We start from the raw sequence: 18,740 nt of genomic DNA, 5'->3' as shown, positions 1-18,740 counted from the left end.
ATGCAGAGTTTCACGCCAGGTTTGTTCGACCGTCTGGATGCCGATGACGACACCTCGCACGCGTGGAAGGAGAGTATTACACGCGATCTGGAAGCGCTCCTCAACACCCGTTCCGCCTTGCTGCCCGATACGCTGGCCGGCTATCCCGAAGTCAGCGGATCCATCGTGAACTACGGCCTGATCGACTTCGCCGGCATGTGCATGACGAGCGACACGGACCAGAAACGCATCTGCACCGCGGTCCGGCTGGCGATCGAGCGGCACGAACCGAGGCTGCACAAGGTGACGGCGACGCTGCAGCCCAGGAAAGGTGCCATCAACCGGGTCGACTTCGTGATCACCGCCCAACTGAAAAGCGCGCCGGCGGCCGATCCGATGCACTTCAACGCCGTGTTCCAGCCATCGCTCCAACGCTATTCGATCCAGAGCGTGCGTAACGCTCCATAGGCACACACATCATGGACGAACTGTTTGCGCAATACGAACGCGAGCTCGTCACCATGCGGCAGCTGTGCCGCGAATACGCCGAGCGCTATCCGAAAGTCGCGGCCAAGCTGCAACTCGGTGGCGAGGCGTGCGACGATCCGCATGTCGAACGCCTGATCCAGTCCGTCGCCCTGCTGTGCGCCAGGGTGTCGAAACGTCTGGATGACTCCTATCCACAATTTACGGAAGCGCTGCTCAATCTCCTGTTTCCGCATTATCTGAGGCCGTTTCCGTCGTGCGCGATCGTGCGCTTCCTCCCGGCCGCCGGCGGCGGCACCGGAACCGTGCCGCGCGGGACACTGCTCGAATCGGCACCGGTCCGCGGCGTGCATTGCAAATTCCAGACCGCATACGATGTCGCGCCATCCGCGGTCGCCATCACGTCCGCCCGCTTCGATGCCGTGATCCGCGCGCCGTCGTCGACCCGGGTCGCGCCGGGCGCGACGGCGGCGATCGGCATCGAGTTCGCGGCCCCGGTTCCAGCCGGCGCGCCTGCGCCCATGCGGATTTATCTCGACGGTGACGCTTCATTCTGCGCAGCGCTGCGCGATGCGCTGTTCATGCGCACGGCGTCGGCTTACGTCCAGGCGGGCGCGGACGGCGCCTGGATGCCGCTCGCCGCGATACCGGTTTCGGCGGTCGGGTTTGACGACGACGACGCCCTGATCCCGTTCGACGCGCGCTCGCACCGTGCCAACCGGCTCCTCGCGGAGTATTTCGCCTTCCCGGAAAAATTCAACTTCTTCGACATCGACCTCGCCGCGCTCCGTGCTCGGCTGCCATCGGACTGCACCGGCTTCACGCTGCACCTGGCGCTGGCGGGCATCGCGCCGGGATCGGACCAGGCCAGGATGCTCGCGGGCCTGTCGGCACAAAGCCTGCTCACCGGCTGCACCCCGGTCGTCAATCTGTTCAGGCAGCCGGGGGTCCCGGTCGGATACACGCAGCGCACCGCGGAATACTCGGTCCTTGCCCATCCTGCGCATGCATCCGGGTACGAAGTGTATGCGGTCGACAGGGTCCACATGGTGCGGCAGCGCGGCAAGGACATCGCGCCCATCGAATTCCGCCCCTTCTATGCGCTGCGCCATGGCGAGAGCGATGCGCACAAGGGCCGCTACTGGATACTGCGCCATGACGATACGCTGGCGGTCACCAGTCCGGGCCATGAAAAAGTCATCGCGCTCGTCGATACCCGCGGCGAGCCGCTCGAGGTCGAGCAGACGACGCTGTCGATCGACCTCACCTGCACCAACCGCGACCTGCCCTGCCTGTTGAAATGCGGGTCGACCGACGGCGACCTGACGATACCCGGCGCGGCGCAGGGTGGGAGGATACGTTTCCTGCGCCGGCCCACGCGTCCCCATCGCCTGGCAAACGGCCAGGGCGCACATTGGCGCCTCATCTCGCACCTGACGCTGAACCACCGCGCCCTGGCGCTGGAAGGAGCCGACGGCCTGCGCGAGATGCTCGCGCTGTACGACTTCACGGGATCTGCTGTATCGCGGCGCCAGATCGCCGGCGTCGTCGCCCTGGAACATGCCGAGACGACAGCATGGCTCAGGCACAAGCGCGGAGCCTCACTGGCACACGGGACCGAAGTGCGCCTGACGATCGACGAGGAGGCCTTCGTCGGCGCCGGCCTGCACCTGTTCGTGCAGGTCATCGACCAGTTCTTCGCGCTGTACGTCCAGATGAACGGTTTTATCGAGCTGGTGATCCTGTCACACCAAACCGGAGAGGAGCTGTTCCGATGCAAACCACGAAGTGGGAGCACGCCGCTGTCATGATCGAGCGCCTGCTCGCGGCACCGTACCGGTACAGCTTCGCACAACTGCTGAACATCCTCGTACGCATGCTGCGCCGACAGGGTATTCCGTATCCCCAGGCGTTCAACCAGGTGCTGCGCTTTCAAAACAGCGTGTCGCTGGCTTTTCCGGCAAGCGAGATCGAAAGCATGCAGGTTGAACCAGGCGACGCGGCCGGGGCACCTCGCATCCACATCACCGCCGCATTCATCGGATTGTTGGGCGCTAACGGCACGTTGCCGTTGCATGACACCGAACGGGCAGCCGGCAGGACGGGCGCGGCAGCCGACGAAAGCTGGAAGCCGTTCATCGACCTGTTTTCGAACCGGGCCATCGGCCTGTTCTACGAGGCGTGGGGAAAATACCGCGTCGAGCACGGCCTGGACACGCGCGCCCGGGACGATCTGCTTCCGCTCCTGGCCGCATTGGGTGGTCTTCGGCCCACGAGTTTCGGACCGGCCCGCCCCTTCGAATCGATCCCGGCGGAAGTCGCCGCCTTCTACGCCGGCTTGCTCAGGACACGCCCGATTGCCGCTTCGACCGTGGAACGTGTTCTCGGCGAGTACTTCGGCATTCCCGTGCGTATCGAAGAATTCGTTGGCGCCTGGGATCCGATACCGGCCAGGATCCGCAGCACGCTTGGCGTCACCGATCCAACCCTCGGCCATGGCGCCGCGCTGGGTGGGCGCACGTGGCGGAACGACTTGCGTGTCCGCCTGCATATCGGCCCTCTGAATGAGGAACAGGCGAACGCGTTCCTGCCGCCCGGGCGGGCTCACGCGGCATTGAAAGAGATGGTCAGTCTGTTTGCCGTGCCCGCCGTCCAATATGAAGTCACGCTTTTGCTGAGCAAGCCGTGTCTCAAGCCGCTGACCTTGAGGACCCAAGGGCAAGATCGGCGACGTCTTGGATGGAATTCATTCCTGACCGGTACGGTAGGCAAGGCAAGCCGGCCGGAGATTCGAGCAGTCCTTGCTGCCAATCAACGTTAGCCGCCATCCGGTTGAGTACCTTAACCGGCGGAAATCAAAAACCTGACAAACCATTGGAGGCGTTCCATGGATGGGAGTCAAGCGATCGCGGCAGGCGCTGCGCTGTCGGTGTTCAGTCTCGATGCGCAGCACGACCGTTTGATGCGCCTGGAATTTCCCCGGGGCGACGGGCCTGATCCCATTCTCCTGCCGAACAGGATGACTGCGCGCGAAGAAATCTCCCGCTGCTTCCGTGTCGAGGTCGAGCTCCTGTCCGATGACGCGCGGATTCCCCTGAAGGCGATGATGGCCAGGATGGTGACGATTTCCATTGTGCGCGAAGACGGCTCGTTGCGCTACTTCAACGGCTACGTCACGGAATTCCGTTTCCTGCGCGCCGACGGCGGTTTTGCGTTTTATCGCATGGTGCTCGAGCCCTGGCTGGCCTTTACCAGGCTGCGCAAGGACAACGTGTCGTTCCACGGCAAGAGCGTCATCGAACTGACGGAACTCACCTTTGCCCATTACCGCCAGGCAGACTGGCATGCGGCCATCGTCGGCGACTATCCGCGCATGACCTGCGCCAACCAGTACGACGAGACCGACTACAACCACCTGCACCGCCGCTGGGAAGATCTCGGGCTGCACTACTGGTACGAGCATCGGGCAGATGGCCACACGCTCTGGCTCAGCGACAAGAGCACGCTCGCCCAGCCCATCGATCCGTCCGGGATCGACGATTCCGGAGAGATTCCGTTCCGCGACAAAGCCGGCTCGCTCGAAGACGACGGCATTCGGGAATGGAGTCCAGTGCGGCGGATCGGTTCCGGCCAGACGACCCTGGCCAGCTTCGATTACAAGAATCCGGTGGCGCAGCGGTCGACCGCCGAATCACTGAATGACCAGGGCGACGTCTTTCCATACGAGATCTACGAAAACACGGGTTCCTACGGTTTCCGCACCCACGACGACGGCGAGAAACTCGCGCAGCAGCGCATGGGCGAGCGCGATGCGAACACCCAGTATTTCGAAGCCCATGGCAACGACCGTACTGCCCAGCCGGGGCGGTGCTTCAAGCTCGGCGGCCATTTCAGTGCCGAGCTGCGCGTTCCCAAGCGCGGCGAGCCAGCCCAGCCCAGCATACGCGACCGCGACTACCTGATCCTGAGCGTCGACCACGACGCCAGCAACAACTACCAGGCCGGTCCGGGCGCGCCATCGCATTACGAGAACACGTTCCGGTGCGTGCGCAAGGATATCCAGTGGCGTCCGGGCCGGTACTACAACAGCAAGCCTTGCACCTATCCCGGCGTCCAGACCGCCATCGTCGTCGGGCCTGATGGCTCGGAGATCCACACCGATGGCTACGGGCGGGTCAAGGTCCAGTTCCATTGGGACAGGCTGGGTAACTATGACGAGAACAGTTCGCCCTGGCTTCGGGTCATGTCGCCGGGGGCCGGCAGCGAGTTCGGGAATATTCGTTTGCCGCGCGTTGGTGAGGAAGTGGCGGTGGTCTATCTCGACGGGAATATCGACCATCCGGTGATTCTTGGGGCGTTGTACAACTTCACGCACATGCCGCCGTGGCAGTTGCCTGAGCAGCAGGCTTTGAGTGGTTTGCGAAGCCGAGAACTGCAAGCAGGCGATAGCGCCAGACGCGGAAATCACCTGATACTCGACGACACAGCCGGCAAGATCCAGGCGCAGCTGAAAAGCGATCATCAATGTAGCCAGCTTTCGCTTGGCTACATCACCCTTGTAGAAGACACAAAAGGACGCAAGGATTTGCGCGGCGAAGGCTGGGAACTACGCACTGACGGCCATGGAGTCGCTCGCGCTGCCAAAGGTTTGATGATAACGACAGAAGCAAGACAAACGGCGCGTGGGCCGATCACGGATATGGACGAAACATCACGTCGTCTTGCATTTGCCTACGAACAGCATCGATTATTGGGAGAAATTGCCCAGAAGAATGGCGCCCAAGAGACCGACAACAACCAGAGGGACGTCGTAGCGAATCTGCAATCACAAAACACAACGATCGAGGGGTCCGCTACCAAAGGAAAACAGTTTCCGGAGTTGGTCAAACCGCACTGTGTGCTCGCAAGCGCAGCTGGAATTGTAACGACGACGGCCGAAGACACCCATATCGCCAGCGATGGACACGTGGCTATCACAACTGGAAAAAGCGTTTCATTAGCCGCCAACACCAATATCTTCGCAAGCATTCGCGAAACGTTCCGTTTGTTCGTACAGAAAGCCGGGATGAAGTTGGTTGCCGCAGCTGGTGACATCGATGTCCAAGCCTTGTCGAACAACATTAAGTTACTGGCGAAATTAGAAATATCGCACACCGCCAGCCGTATTACTATCAGCGCCAAAGATGAAATTGTCATTAACGGCGGTGGCAGCTATGCAAAGTTTGCAAGTTGCGGAATCGAGCACGGGACCAATGGAACATTCGTGGCAAACGCTGCAAGTCACAGTTTTGCAGCACCCAAGAGTATGAATGTTCCTACACCAAGCATTAATCCTTTATGGGTAGCCGACCATGACGTCGATGAATTAGAACAGTATTTTGCGTTTGAGGACGAGAGCGGAAATCCTATATCTGGCATTAGCTATCGAATAGATAGTATGGAACAGAAGCTAGTTGAAGGAGTTATTGACGAAAGCGGCCGAACGCAAGGATTTCCAGTTGACCAGGATATTAAGCATACCTCCTGGATTAGCCAAAGATAAGTGCACTTAAAGCGACAAACAGGATTATATTCCAGCGAAAATAAATCTTAGCCAATTTCGTACGCATAGGCCAGCCATTTGAAAGCACTTTGAAAGAAAAACATGACGAGTTTGGATCCCAATATCAAAAGACTTGCTGCCATCGCGTATGGCGAAGCCTCGACCCTAAACGATCCCGACGAAATTTCTGGGATCGCGTTTGCCGTGGCAAACCGTGCGCGCGCCTGGGGCAAAAAGACGGTAGCCGATCTAATTCAAGCCGACCCGAACTATACATATGCAATCAATGGCAAGAACAGACGCTATGAACGATTCATGAAAGCCGGGAGCACCGATGAAATCGACCAAGATTTGGGAATGAAACAAGCATTGAACGCTGCCACTAAAGCATGGGCAAACGACGGTTCCGATCCTTCGAATGGAGCTTACTGGTGGGATGGGGTTGACTTTAAGACCAACTACAAAAACCATCCAAAGGTCAAGGATGGTTTTAAATTCAGCGATCCCGCTCACAACATATTTGGGGTCGAAGAAAATACTTTTGAGAGAATTTTGTACTGGAAAGTCCGAAACCGTAAAACTGGCGAAGAAGTAAATTCCAAGGAGCGTGGACGCTTCAAAGCGGTCTGGCTATCCACGGCGGCACATGGAAAGACGATATTCTGGCTCCATGATCCTGATTATTTGATCACGTCCGGCGGAAAGGCCTATCGATGAAAAAGCTAATTATGGTATTTACAAGCTTAACTTGCTGTCCTTTACTTGCATGGCCCCAAGCGGTGTACGATGGGTACAGAGCATATTACATGGCACAGAACAGCCTATTTACGAAAACCACTCCATTTCATTTTTCAGGCTCACGAAATACCGTTGTGTCGTGGCAAGGGAAGCAGGTCGATCTGGCGCGCGCAAAAGCATTTCCCGGGGAGTTCACCGTAAATGATGACCTTGGGACCGACGTCAAGGCGTACGAACGCTTTCCATTCGCTTGCGTCGAGGGGCAGTCCTCCAGCGCAAGTGGCACTGCGGCTCGGCACATGTCTGTTTATCTAATGGAAATGCGACCGAATCGCCAAGTTGTCGTTTATAAATTACCGAGTTTATTCGCCTCTTGTATGGGAGTACGACTAGACGCCTTCAGGCGACCGCTATTCGATAACGCCGATTACATCTATCCACCGAACTCAGATCTGCCAACAGGTGTATCACTCGACGAATATGTCATCGATAAAGAAAAATTCATTCCTACTGGCCATTCAGTGAGACTTGAGTTTATTGAGCCGGAGAATGTCTGGAAATTCCGCGTCGAGAGTGTGAAGTAAAGACGTAAATTAGCAAGACTAAAGATAGTAGAAAATAGCAAGGATGCGCACAATATTTAGGAACCAGATATCGAAGGTCTTGGAATGAGAGCACTTATATCGATAACATGCCTCGTGGTGGCATGCGCCATATTAAAAGTGCAGTGAGGGTGCCGTTCAGCTATAAGGTCGGGGATAGTAAACCTGACAAAAAAGCGTTGATCCAAACCGTCTCATTCGACGCAATCAGCGAAATGAACCAAGACGCAATCAGGAAAGTAAATGCAACTCTGATAGATGCATCTTTTTCGTTCGACAGAGAGGTTAAAGAATGCAGCGCGACTGCGCATGGCCATCCTTGATGAGTACAAATTCGCCTTCGAAAAAGCTCTCCTCTCTGAAAAATATTTAAGCATAGTTTTTACCAAATCGACTGTATGCGCCGGATCTCCAGATATCGAAAAGGAAGCGCGTTTATTCTTGCTCTAAACTGAAAATCTCGTCCCAGCCAAAACCTTATTTAAACAAATCTTTCCGACAACGAAACCCGCCACCAGCACCTCAACGAACAAGGAATTAATTAATTTGGACGAGGAAATGGCCGAAACCATGATCAGCGACAACAAGGAGCTTTCAAAACTATGACAAGCGGTGTGATTTTTACCTAAAAAACAGCTCGTATCGAATTTTGATGGACGAAAAAATCCAATTTTGTTCCCCGAGTTCGTACAACCAGAATCGATTTACCAAAGAATATTTAATCCAACTTCGGGAGTAAGTGCGATGTCGCTTAAGATTATAGTGGTTGGAGACTCGAGCGATCATGGTGGAAAGGTGATTAGCGGCTCATCATTGCACGATATAGACGGGAAACCCATCGCCCGACTGGGCGATCTGGTAGAGTGTCCGCAGTGTTACCCAGGAGGCAAACCGCATGGCGTGAACAAGATTATCTCCGCCCACCCCACCATTTCCGTGGGCGGCATTGCAGTAGCGGTGGAAGACTGCGTTACTGAATGTGGATGCAAATTGATCGGCACGCACCGCGCCAGCGCTGGCTAAGTCAGCCATTGCATATTCATGGACCGAATTCGGTTGCCTTATCGCGACTTCAGCCGGAAGTAGATGCGGCTACCAGCCGCTAAGAACCTGCCCCGCATCTGCGCCATGCAGATGGTTATCGCGAGCGAGTCCACTCCAAGTCAATTCTTCCTTTTCTTACTCGCCGCCGCTCCGCAACCCCTCCAGATACGGATCAATCACACACTTCCCCAACGCCAGCAAATCGAAATCCTGCGGATCGAACATCCAGTTGCGAATCAACCCATCGATCATGGTCCACAACCCCAGCGCGACCTGAGTCGGATTCACGTCGCGCGAGATCAGGCCCTTGTCGATGGCCAGCCCGATCCGCCGTTCGGCCCGCGCCATCCAGTTCGCCATATTGTCCTTGCGCCGCTGTCGCACCGCATCCATCTCCCCGACGAATTCCACCTTCAGCGTGGCGATCTCGAACACGCGGCGCGCGCCCGGATCGTTGACCGTCCGGTCCAGCACCGCCAGCATGTGGTTGCGCAGGTCGACGAGGGGGTCGTCCGACTCCACCTGGTCCAGCACCTGCATCTCCGCCTCCAGCGGCAGGATCGCCCGCTCCATCATCGCGTTGAACAACGCACCCTTGTCGTCAAAGTGCCAATAAATGGCGCCGCGCGTCACACCGGCCGCGGTTGCGATATGCTGCAACGTTGTACGAGAAACACCCTGTTCGACGAACAATTTTTCAGCAGCATCCAAAATGCTGTCGCGGGTCGCTGCCGCTTCTTCCTTGGTTCTGCGGGCCATCCGCCTGACTCTCCGTTTTTATAGGTAGGAAACATTAAACATACACTCGTGATAGTATATCGGGGTTTTTCCAAAAGTCAGTAGTAAAACCGCCTGTTGTGCCGAAGAAGTGTCGCAGGACGGTTTTATTCTTTTTTCCACAAGAAGGAAGCATTGAATGCGCTCTGCCAACTCCTCCTCCCTCACCCTGTCCAGGATCGCCGCGTGCACCCTGGTCGCCGTGGCCATGCTGTCGGCCTGCGGCTCCAAGGATAACGCCCAGGCCGGTCCCGGCGCCGCTGGCGCCAAGATGCCGCCTCCCCAGGTCGGCGTCATCACCACGAAGGTCCAGCCGGTCGCACTCGAGACCGAACTGCCGGCCCGCGTCGAGGCAATCCGCACGGCCGAAGTGCGCGCCCGCGTCAACGGCGTCGTGCTGAAGCGCCTGTTCACCGAGGGCAGCTTGGTCAAGCAGGGCCAGTCGCTGTTCCAGATCGATCCGGAGCCCTACCAGGCCCAGTTGAACGCCGCCCAGGCCGCGCTCGGCCGTGCCCAGGCGAACCTGACGTCGACCTCCGCCACGGTCGAGCGCTACAAGCCGCTCGTCGAGGCGCAGGCCGTCAGCAAGCAGGAATTCACGAACGCCGTCGCCGCCCAGAAGCAGGCCGAGGCGGACGTCAATTCGGCCAGGGCCCAGGTGCGCATCGCCAAGATCAACGCCGACTACGCGAACGTGTACGCCCCGATCTCGGGCCGCATCGGCCGCGCGCTCGTGACGGAAGGCGCGCTCGTCTCCGCCACCGAAGCGACGCAGATGGCGCTGATCCAGCAGACCGACAACGTCTACCTGAACATCACCCAGTCCGCCACCGAACTGCAGCGCCTGCGCAAGAACGCCGGCGACAAGGGCCTCGGCGGCAGTGTACCGGTCACCGTCGTCGCGGATGACGGCACCGTGCTGCCGACGAAGGGCAAGCTGTTGTTCTCGGACATCACCGTCGACCCGACGAGCGGCCAGATCACCTTGCGCGCCCAGACGCCGAACCCGGACAACGCCCTGCTGCCTGGCCAGTACGTGCGCGTGCGCCTGGCGCAGGCCGAGCTGCCGAACGGCATCCTCGTGCCGCAGCAGGCCGTCACCCGTGGCGGCCCGAACGGCGATACGCTCACCGTGATCGGCGCCGACAACAAGCCGACCCCGCGCACCGTGAAAATCGGCTCGCAGAACGGCGAGAACTGGGTCGTCACGGATGGCCTGAAGGAAGGCGAACGCGTGATGGTGGACGGCTTCCAGAAGCTGCAGATGCTGCCTCCGGGTACGCCGGTGCAACCGGTGCCGTGGACGCCGGCAGGCGCCCCGGCAGCCCCTGCAGTCCCGGCCGCGGCCGGTGCGCAGGCACGCCAGTAAGAAGGCAAGGCTAGATAAACAGGAACCACAATGGCACGTTTTTTTATTGACCGCCCCATTTTTGCCTGGGTGATCGCGCTGTTCATCATGGTGCTTGGCGGCGTCGCCATCAAGCAGCTGCCGATCGCGCAATATCCGACCGTGGCGCCGCCGTCGATCGTCGTCAGCGTCGCCTACCCGGGCGCTTCCGCGCAAACGCTGGAAGATTCCGTCATCTCCGTCATCGAACGCGAGATGAACGGTGCCGAAGGCATGATCTACATGGAGTCGACCAGCCAGGCCAACGGCACCGGCTCCATCACGATCAGCTTCGAGACCGGCACCAATCCCGACCTGGCCCAGGTCGACGTCCAGAACCGCCTCGCGCGCGCGACCCCGCGCCTGCCGGCCGCGGTGACCCAGCAGGGTGTGCGCGTCGACAAGGCCCGCTCCAACTTCCTGCTGTTCACGATCCTCTCGTCCGACGACCCGACCTGGGACACCGTCGCGCTGGGCGACTACGCGTCGCGCAACGTGCTGCCGGAGATCCAGCGGATCAAGGGCGTCGGCCAAGCGCAGCTGTTCGGTACCGAGAAGGCGATGCGCATCTGGATCGACCCGGCCAAGCTGGTCGGCTTCAACCTGTCGCCGGACGACGTCAACACCGCGATCCGCCAGCAGAATGCCCAGGTGGCATCCGGCACGATCGGCGACCTGCCCGTGGCCAAGGGCCAGCAGATCACCGCGACCGTCGTCGTCACGGGCCAGCTGGCCACCGTCGAGCAGTTCGGCAACATCGTGCTGCGCGCGAATCCGGACGGCTCCACCGTGCGCCTGAAGGACGTCGCCCGCATCGAGATCGGCGGCCAGGCCTACGCCACGTCGACCCGCCTGAACGGCAAGCCGTCGACGGGTATCGGCGTGCAGCTGTCGCCGACCGGTAACGCGCTGGAAACCGCGAAGCTGATCAAGGCACGCATGAATCAGCTGCAGAAGTACTTCCCGAAAGGCATGAAGTACTCGATCCCCTACGACAGCACGAAATTCATCCAGATCTCGATCAGCCAGGTGGTGGAAACCCTGATCGAGGCGGTGATCCTCGTGTTCATCGTGATGTACGTGTTCCTGCAGAACTTCCGCTACACGATCATCCCGACCATCGTCGTCCCGGTCGCCCTGCTGGGCTCCTTCGCGACACTGCTCGCGATGGGCTTCTCGATCAACGTGCTGACGATGTTCGGCATGGTCCTTGTGATCGGTATCGTCGTCGACGATGCGATCGTGGTGGTGGAAAACGTCGAACGCATCATGTCCGAGGAAGGCCTGCCTCCGCTGCAGGCGACGCGCAAGGCGATGGGCCAGATCTCCGGCGCCATCATCGGCGTGACCGTCGTGCTGATGTCCGTGTTCGTGCCGCTGGCGTTCTTCCAGGGCGCGGTCGGCAACATCTACCGCCAGTTCTCGATCGTGATGGTGTCGTCGATCGGCTTCTCGGCGTTCATGGCGCTGTCCCTCACGCCGGCGCTGTGCGCGCACCTGTTGAAACCCGTGGAAGCGGGCCACCACATGGAGAAGAAAGGCTTCTTCGGCTGGTTCAACCGCACGTTCACGACGGGCGCCAAGCGCTACGAAGGCATCGTCGGCAAGCTCCTCAAGCGTTCCGGCCGCGCGCTGGTCGTGTTCGTCCTGCTGGTCGGCATCGTCGGCCTGATGTTCGCGCGCCTGCCGAACTCGTTCCTGCCGAACGAAGACCAGGGCTACATCATCGCCAACATCCAGCTGCCGCCGGGCGCCACCGCCAACCGCACGAACGTCGTCCTGCATGCGATGGAAGACTATGTGCTGAAGCAGCCGGAAGTGGCCGACATGGTCGCCGTGACGGGCTTCTCGTTCACGGGCCAGGGCCAGAACATGGGCCTCGCGTTCATCCCGCTGAAATCGTGGGACGAGCGCAAGGGCAAGGGCCAGAGCGCGCAGGATCTCGCGGGCCGCATCACGGGACACATGATGGGGCTGCGCGACTCGTTCATCTTCGTCGTGAGCCCGCCGCCGATTCCGGAACTGGGCCGCGGCACGGGCTTCTCGTTCCGCCTGCAGGACCGCGGCGGCCTCGGCCACGCTGCCCTGCTCCAGGCGCGTAACCAGCTGCTCGGCATGGCGATGCAGAGCAAGGTGCTGACGGGCATCCGTCCGGAAGGCCTCGAAGATGCGCCGCAGCTGAAGCTGAACATCGACCGCGACAAGGCGCAGGCCCTGGGCGTGACGTTCGGCGCCATCAACACGGCGCTGTCGACGTCGCTCGGTTCCGCGTACGTGAACGACTTCCCGAACGCCGGCCGCCTGCAGCGCGTGATCGTGCAGGCCGACGCGCCGGAGCGCATGCAGCCGGAAGACCTCCTGCGCATTAACGCTCTGAACACGAAGGGCCAGCCGGTGCCGCTGTCCGCGTTCGCGACGACCCAATGGATCACGGGTCCGATGCAGACGTCGCGCTACAACGGCTATTCGTCGATGAGCATCACGGGCGACGCCGCCCAGGGCTATTCGACCGGCCAGGCGCTCGACGAGATGCAGGCGCTGGCCGCCAAGCTGCCGGCCGGCTTCGCGTATGAATGGACCGGCCAGTCGCGCGAGGAAATCCTCGCCGGTTCGACCGTGTTCGTGCTGATCGGCTTCGCGCTGCTGGCCGTGTTCCTGGCGCTGGCCGCGCTGTACGAGAGCTGGTCGATCCCGGTGGCCGTGCTGCTCGTCGTGCCGCTGGGCGTGCTCGGTTCGCTGCTCGCGGCATCGATGCGCGGGCTGTCCAACGACGTGTACTTCAAGGTGGGCCTGATCACCATCATCGGCCTGGCCGCGAAGAACGCGATCCTGATCGTGGAATTCGCGAAGGACCTGCAGGCGCAGGGCAAGTCGCCGTTCGAGGCGGCGCTGCAGGCGGCGCACCTGCGCTTCCGTCCGATCATCATGACGTCGCTCGCGTTCATCCTCGGCGTGCTGCCGCTGGTGGTCGCCAGCGGTGCCGGCGCCGCGTCGCAGCGCGCGATCGGTACGGGCGTGATGGGCGGCATGTTGACCGCGACGGCACTGGGCGTGTTCTTCGTGCCCGTGTTCTTCGTCGTCATCCGCGGATTCTTCAAGGGCAGCGAACGCCAGCGCAAGAAGTACGCGCACGAAGAAGAAAATACTGTCATCGACTCGAAAATCTGATGAACAACATGAAACGACTCACTCCCCTGGCCCTGGCCCTCGTACTGGCCGGCTGCGTGAACCTGGCGCCCAAGTACGAGCGGCCGCAAGCGCCGGTGGCGGCTGCCTTCCCGACCGTGGAAGGCACCGTCAACAGCGGCAACGCCGTCGCGAACGAGGCGCCCGCCTCCATCGCGTGGCAGCGCTTCTTCACCGATCCGCGCCTGCAGCAGCTGATCACGCTGGCCCTGGAAAACAACCGCGACCTGCGCGTTGCTATCCTCAACATCGAGGCGGCACGGGCGCAGTACCAGATCCAGCGCTCGAACCAGTTCCCGGCCATTAACGCCGGCATCACGGGCCAGCGCCAGACGACGGGCAAGGACCAGCCGATCAGCAGCCTGTACCAGGCCGGCCTTTCGGTGTCGGCGTTCGAGCTGGACTTCTTCAGCCGCGTGCGCAACCTGTCCGACGCCGCGCTGGCGCAATTCCTCGCCACCGAGGAAGCGCGCAAGACGGCGCAGATCAGCCTGATCGCGCAGGTCGCCAACACGTACCTGACGTTCCTCGCGGACGAGGAATTGCTGTCCCTGACGCAGCAGACGCTGAAGACGCGCGAGGAATCGCTGCGCCTGACGAACCTGCGCTTCGAGAATGGCGTCTCGTCCAAGCTCGACCTGCAGCAGGCCGTGTCGCTCGTCGAACAGGCGCGCACCACGCTGGCCCAGGCCCAGCGCCAGCGCGCGCAGGACCTGAACCTGCTCACCCTGCTGATCGGCCAGACTATCCCCGACAACCTGCCGGCCGGCGCCACGCTCGCGACGACGAACCTGCCGGACCTGCCGGCCGGGATGCCGTCCGACCTGCTGACGACCCGTCCGGACATCCGTTCGGCCGAGCAGCAGCTGATCGCGGCCAACGCCAACATCGGCGCGGCGCGCGCGAACTACTTCCCGCGCATCACGCTGACGGGCAGCGCGGGCACGGCCAGCTCCGAGCTCTCCGGCCTGTTCAAGAGCGGCACGTTCGGCTGGACCTTCGCGCCGCAGGCGATCCTGCCGCTGTTCGACTTCGGCCGCACCCGCGCCGGCGTCGAGAGCGCCCGTGCCCAGCGCGACATCACCGTCGCGCAGTACGAAAAGTCGATCCAGACCGCGTTCCGCGAAGTGGCGGACGCGCTGGCCGGCCAGGCCACGTACAGCGAACAACTGCGCGCCCAGCAGGCCGTGGCGGCCGCCGAGACGGACCGCTTCAACCTGTCCGACCTGCGCTACCGCAACGGCACCGCGAGCTACCTGGACCTGCTGGATGCCCAGCGCTCGCTGTTCACCGCGCAGCAGCAGGCCATCCAGGCCAACCTGCTGCGCCTGCAGAACCAGGTCACGCTGTACCGCGTGCTGGGGGGCGGCTGGAGCGAGCCGGGGCCGGCGACCGCCGCGCGCTGATGAGCCGTCGCCCCCGCGCAGGCGGGGGCCCAATCTTGCATGCGCTGTCGAAATGCATGCAGAACTTGGATCCCCGCCTGCGCGGAAGTCGTTTCCGGCAGTGCTGGAAAGTCGTTTCCGGCAGTGCCGGAAGCGACGGGCGCGGGTTTGTTTCCGCGCGCCATTGGCACGCCCCCGACCGGGGCCGGCCGCGATTTCGGTATCATGAAATCGCAGGCCGGCCCCGGTTTACCATTGCATGCACGGGCGGCCCCGGCAGCCGTCGCCGGACGGCGTCCGCCAGGACCGCAACGCGCGCCGAGCCCGGCCTGTCCGGCACGGTCGCCCCTTGCGCCGCGCCCCACGCCATGCGACATTTTTTTCGTGCACACTGGAAAGCCATCGTTGCCATCGTCCTGCTCGTGCTGCTGGCGACGATGACCGTGAACCCCGGCGCCGCCATGCCGGAACCGCCTTTGGCCATGCGCCTGCGCGCGCACGTGACGGCGCTCGCGGGCGGGCCGCGGGACGCCACCTACATCGGCAACGTGCTGCAGGCGGCCGGCTACGCCGTGCAGGACCGCGGCGGGACCGGCCACGCACGCCGCATCGAAGCCGTGCTGGCCAGCGTGCCCCCGGGTGAACAAGCGGCGCGCACCTTCATCGTCGGCGCCCGCGACGACGGCGCCGACGACGGTGCGCCCGGGACGGCGGCCGTGCTGGAACTGGCGCGCCTGCTCGCGAGCGTGCGTCCCAGCAGCGGCACCGAGATCCGCTTCGTGTTCTTCCTCGCGCCGAAAGCCGCCGCGCTGCCAAACCTCGACGACGCTCCGTCCGCCGAGCGTCCGGGCAGCTTCATCGCCTACGTGGGCAGCCTTGCTTCGTCGCGCGAGGTGCAGGATGCGCTGTCGGCATTCCAGAGCATCGCGTCCGGCCCGGCGCACGGCCTCGCGACGCCCGCCTACATGCAGGGCGTGACCTTGTCCGACCGCGCCGCGTGGCACCATCCCGGCGCCGGCCTGCCCGCCCTCGTCCTCACCGACACGTCGTTCACGCGCTTCCCGTTCCGCCAGGCGGAACATGCCGCGCCGGATACGGACGAGCCGCCCGAGCAGGTCGTCTTTGACGGCATGGCGCGCGTGGTGAGCGGCCTCGCGCGCACGCTCACGGCGCTGGCTGCCGGACAGCGCGGGTAAGACCCGGCCCGCCCGCCACCGTGGCGCCCGCTGTGGTCTCCTGCTGCGCGCGCGGATACAGCCAGCCGAAGACGACGGTCGCCGCCGCGGCGCCGGCCAGCTGGGCCAGCACGTAGCCCGGCACGTCCGCGAGCCGGATGCCGGCGCACGTGCCCGTCGCCGCGCGCGCCAGCGTGAGGGCGGGATTGGCGAACGACGACGACGCCGTGAACCAGTACCCCGCGACGATGAACAGGGCCGCCGCATACGGCGTGACGCCGGGCCGCGTGCGCGCGCAGCCGATGATCGTGGCCAGCAGGCCGAACGTCGCGACGCCTTCGCTCCACCACAACGCCGCCCCCGTGCGCGCCTGCGTCGCGGCCGCGAACACGGGTTCGCCGAACATCAAATGCGCGAGCGCCACGCCGGCGAACGCGCCGGCAACCTGCGCGGCCAGGTACGGCAGCACGAGCGCGCCCGGCAGGTTGCGCTGCCATGCTTCGGACAGGGTGACGACGGGATTCAGGTGCGCGCCCGAGACGGCGCCGAACGCGAGGATCAGCACGACGAGGCCGCAGCCGGACGCGATCGAATTGACGAGCAGCGCGATGGCCGCATTGCCGCCCGCCAGCCGGTCGCCCATGACGGCGGAGCCGACGACGATGGCCAGCAGCAGGGCGGTGCCGAGCCCCTCGGCGACGAGGCGGCGCAAAAGATGGTCGACGTGCTTCATGGCACCATTGTCCGCGATCGGCCCTGTCCTGGAGTACCGCCATTCCAGTCTGTTCAGCCGATACGAAGACGCAGGGCCGGGCTAGACTGGCTGTCGGATCAGGGAGGGAATGATGTCGAGCAGGTCCGACATCGACACGGGCTTGGACAGGAAGCGTACGCCCGGCGGCATCGTGCCGGCCTCGATGGGATTGCCCGAGATGACGAGGGCCGGCAGTTCGGGCTGCAGGCCGCGCAGGGCGTGGATCACTTCGATGCCGTTCATGCCCGGCATGCGGAAATCGGTGATCAGCAGGTCGATCGGGCCGGCCTCGCCGATGCGGACGGCGTCGCGCCCGTTACCGGCGACGGACACGCGATAACCGGCGATGCTCAGGTAGCGCTCGAATACGTACAGGATGGCTTCTTCGTCATCCACGACCAGGATGCGCGGTGGTGCGGGTGGCATCGGCCAGCTTGCCTTTCATTGAAACTTATGCAAGCGAGACTGTAACACACCGCCTCCGGGATACCCGGCACGTTTCCCTTCGTCATCCAACGCCTATTTGGGACGGAACAGCGCGCACAGCTTGTGGCCATCCGGATCGCGCACGTACGCGAGGTACAGCGGCCCCAGGCTGCTCTCGCGCAGCCCCGGCGGCGCCTCGATCGACGTGCCGCCCTGGGCGACCGCCGTGTCGTGGAACGCGTGGACCTGTTCGGGCGACGCGCATTTGAAGCCGATCGTGGCCCCGTTCGCGCAAGTGGCATCGGCGCCGTCGATCGGTTCGGTGATGCAGAACGAGCCGCCGTCGTGGCGATAGAACAGCCGGCGCTGGCCCGTCAGGTTCGTGTTGGGGAACGGCTCGCCCACGCCGAGGACGCCCAGCACGGCGTCGTAGAAACGCTTGGAACGATCGAGGTCGTTGGAACCGACCATGATGTGACTGAACATACGTACCCTTTCTAAAGAAGTTCAACGTCCGGCAGGTTGGCAAGCACCTGGTCCCACGTATCGTAGCATTCCAGCGTCTCGACGACGACGGGCAGCGGCTCGGCCCAGATTTCCGGCAGCATCCGTTCCTCGCGCGTGCGCGTCGCGAACGCCAGCTTTTCCACGGGCGGTTCGAAGCGGGCATCGACGCCGGGCTTGTTGCCGCGCGCATCGATGCGGTACCAGCCGACGTCCTTCAGATACACGGCATTCAGGCCGTGCAGGCAGTACGGCGCCCCGCTGTCGCCGACCGACAGGCGCTGGTAGCACAGCCCCGCCGGGATGCCGTTCGCGCGCAGCAGCGCGGCGAGCAGATGGCTCTTCGCGTAGCAATAGCCGGTCCCGTGGCGCAGCACGTCGGAGGCCTTGCACGTCACGGGGTTCGCTTTGAAATCCACGCTGTGGCGGATGGCGTCGCGCACGAATTCGAAGCAGGCGCGCACGACGTCCGCTTCGGAAGTCGCGCCTTCGGCCAGCCGGCGGGCGGTGGCGAGGACGTCCGGTGTGTCGAAGTCGATGTAGGTGCTGGCGGTGAGATAGCGTTGCATGGCCGGGCCGGACGTCATCCGAACTCGCCCGCCAGCGCTGCGGCGAGCACGAGGGCAATGGTGCAGAACAGGCCGAATTGCAGGCGCCTGTTCGTGGCGGTGGCGAGGGTGGCGCACAGCCCCACGATCAGGGGCACGAACGCCAGAGTCGGATGCGTCATGATGTGAGCGGGTTGTCGAAGCCGC

17 protein-coding genes are annotated in these 18,740 nt (G+C 62.5%); 11 read left to right on the top strand and 6 right to left on the bottom strand.

The genetic code is table 11. From position 1 onward, the window contains the following. The 7 genes from tssE to QPK29_RS17925 all read left to right on the top strand — a co-directional run bounded on the left by tssE (position 1) and on the right by QPK29_RS17925 (position 8,370). Positions 1-447 carry a type VI secretion system baseplate subunit TssE gene (tssE, locus tag QPK29_RS17955; RefSeq protein WP_160410211.1) on the top strand — a complete coding sequence of 149 codons (447 nt, stop codon included), beginning with the start codon at positions 1-3 and terminating at the stop codon, positions 445-447. An 11-nt stretch (positions 448-458) separates the two neighbouring features. Next, positions 459-2,276 carry a type VI secretion system baseplate subunit TssF gene (gene tssF, locus QPK29_RS17950; RefSeq protein ID WP_371770136.1) on the top strand — a complete coding sequence of 606 codons (1,818 nt, stop codon included), beginning with the start codon at positions 459-461 and terminating at the stop codon, positions 2,274-2,276. Further along, positions 2,273-3,286, top strand: a complete 1,014-nt coding sequence (gene tssG, locus QPK29_RS17945) for a type VI secretion system baseplate subunit TssG (protein WP_400189793.1) — start codon at positions 2,273-2,275, stop codon at positions 3,284-3,286. The genes tssF and tssG overlap by 4 nt, the downstream gene beginning before the upstream one ends. Before the next feature lie 66 nt (positions 3,287-3,352). Continuing rightward, positions 3,353-6,007, top strand: a complete 2,655-nt coding sequence (locus QPK29_RS17940; protein ID WP_371770138.1) for a type VI secretion system Vgr family protein — start codon at positions 3,353-3,355, stop codon at positions 6,005-6,007. A 102-nt stretch (positions 6,008-6,109) separates the two neighbouring features. Then, a complete protein-coding gene (locus tag QPK29_RS17935; protein ID WP_371770139.1) occupies positions 6,110-6,724 on the top strand; it encodes a hypothetical protein in 615 nt (204 codons plus the stop codon). 89 nt (positions 6,725-6,813) lie between these two features. Then, a complete protein-coding gene (locus QPK29_RS17930; RefSeq protein WP_156403718.1) occupies positions 6,814-7,329 on the top strand; it encodes a hypothetical protein in 516 nt (171 codons plus the stop codon). A gap of 762 nt (positions 7,330-8,091) precedes the next feature. Further along, positions 8,092-8,370: a PAAR domain-containing protein gene (locus QPK29_RS17925; protein ID WP_371770140.1), complete on the top strand. Its 279-nt coding sequence runs from the start codon at positions 8,092-8,094 to the stop codon at positions 8,368-8,370. A gap of 156 nt (positions 8,371-8,526) precedes the next feature. On the opposite strand, the gene QPK29_RS17920 is transcribed toward QPK29_RS17925, so the two are convergent. Continuing rightward, a complete protein-coding gene (locus QPK29_RS17920; protein ID WP_056136373.1) occupies positions 8,527-9,150 on the bottom strand; it encodes a TetR family transcriptional regulator in 624 nt (207 codons plus the stop codon). 157 nt (positions 9,151-9,307) lie between these two features. Here QPK29_RS17920 and QPK29_RS17915 point away from each other — a divergent pair, with 157 nt between their 5' ends. From QPK29_RS17915 to QPK29_RS17900, 4 genes are all read left to right on the top strand, one after another. Continuing rightward, a complete protein-coding gene (locus tag QPK29_RS17915; protein WP_160410204.1) occupies positions 9,308-10,537 on the top strand; it encodes an efflux RND transporter periplasmic adaptor subunit in 1,230 nt (409 codons plus the stop codon). A gap of 30 nt (positions 10,538-10,567) precedes the next feature. Continuing rightward, a complete protein-coding gene (locus QPK29_RS17910) occupies positions 10,568-13,723 on the top strand; it encodes an efflux RND transporter permease subunit (RefSeq protein WP_056136369.1) in 3,156 nt (1,051 codons plus the stop codon). Between the two features lie 8 nt (positions 13,724-13,731). Beyond that, complete coding sequence (locus tag QPK29_RS17905; protein ID WP_156403717.1) at positions 13,732-15,147, top strand: efflux transporter outer membrane subunit; 1,416 nt, start codon at positions 13,732-13,734, stop codon at positions 15,145-15,147. Positions 15,148-15,494: 347 nt separating this feature from the next. Further along, positions 15,495-16,322 carry a M28 family peptidase gene (locus QPK29_RS17900; protein ID WP_371770141.1) on the top strand — a complete coding sequence of 276 codons (828 nt, stop codon included), beginning with the start codon at positions 15,495-15,497 and terminating at the stop codon, positions 16,320-16,322. On the opposite strand, the gene QPK29_RS17895 is transcribed toward QPK29_RS17900, so the two are convergent. The 5 genes from QPK29_RS17895 to QPK29_RS17875 all read right to left on the bottom strand — a co-directional run bounded on the left by QPK29_RS17895 (position 16,291) and on the right by QPK29_RS17875 (position 18,715). Next, on the bottom strand, positions 16,291-17,034 hold the full coding sequence (locus QPK29_RS17895) for an aquaporin (RefSeq protein WP_371770142.1): 744 nt from the start codon (positions 17,032-17,034) through the stop codon (positions 16,291-16,293). The genes QPK29_RS17900 and QPK29_RS17895 overlap by 32 nt on opposite strands. An 81-nt stretch (positions 17,035-17,115) precedes the next feature. Further along, the gene (locus QPK29_RS17890) at positions 17,116-17,481 is read right to left on the bottom strand and encodes a response regulator (RefSeq protein WP_056136362.1); all 366 of its coding nucleotides are present in this window, start codon (positions 17,479-17,481) and stop codon (positions 17,116-17,118) included. Between the two features lie 93 nt (positions 17,482-17,574). Next, positions 17,575-17,967, bottom strand: a complete 393-nt coding sequence (locus tag QPK29_RS17885; protein WP_056136360.1) for a VOC family protein — start codon at positions 17,965-17,967, stop codon at positions 17,575-17,577. 11 nt (positions 17,968-17,978) lie between these two features. Next, on the bottom strand, positions 17,979-18,554 hold the full coding sequence (locus QPK29_RS17880) for a transglutaminase-like domain-containing protein (protein WP_056136892.1): 576 nt from the start codon (positions 18,552-18,554) through the stop codon (positions 17,979-17,981). Between the two features lie 14 nt (positions 18,555-18,568). Next, the gene (locus QPK29_RS17875; protein ID WP_156403716.1) at positions 18,569-18,715 is read right to left on the bottom strand and encodes a hypothetical protein; all 147 of its coding nucleotides are present in this window, start codon (positions 18,713-18,715) and stop codon (positions 18,569-18,571) included. Positions 18,716-18,740 lie beyond the last annotated feature (25 nt).

It is taken from the genome of Massilia orientalis, from assembly GCF_030411975.2.
GTDB classification, from domain to species: domain Bacteria; phylum Pseudomonadota; class Gammaproteobacteria; order Burkholderiales; family Burkholderiaceae_D; genus Telluria; species Telluria orientalis.
Note: the sequence above shows the minus strand (reverse complement) of the source record. Positions and strands in the feature narration are given on the sequence as shown.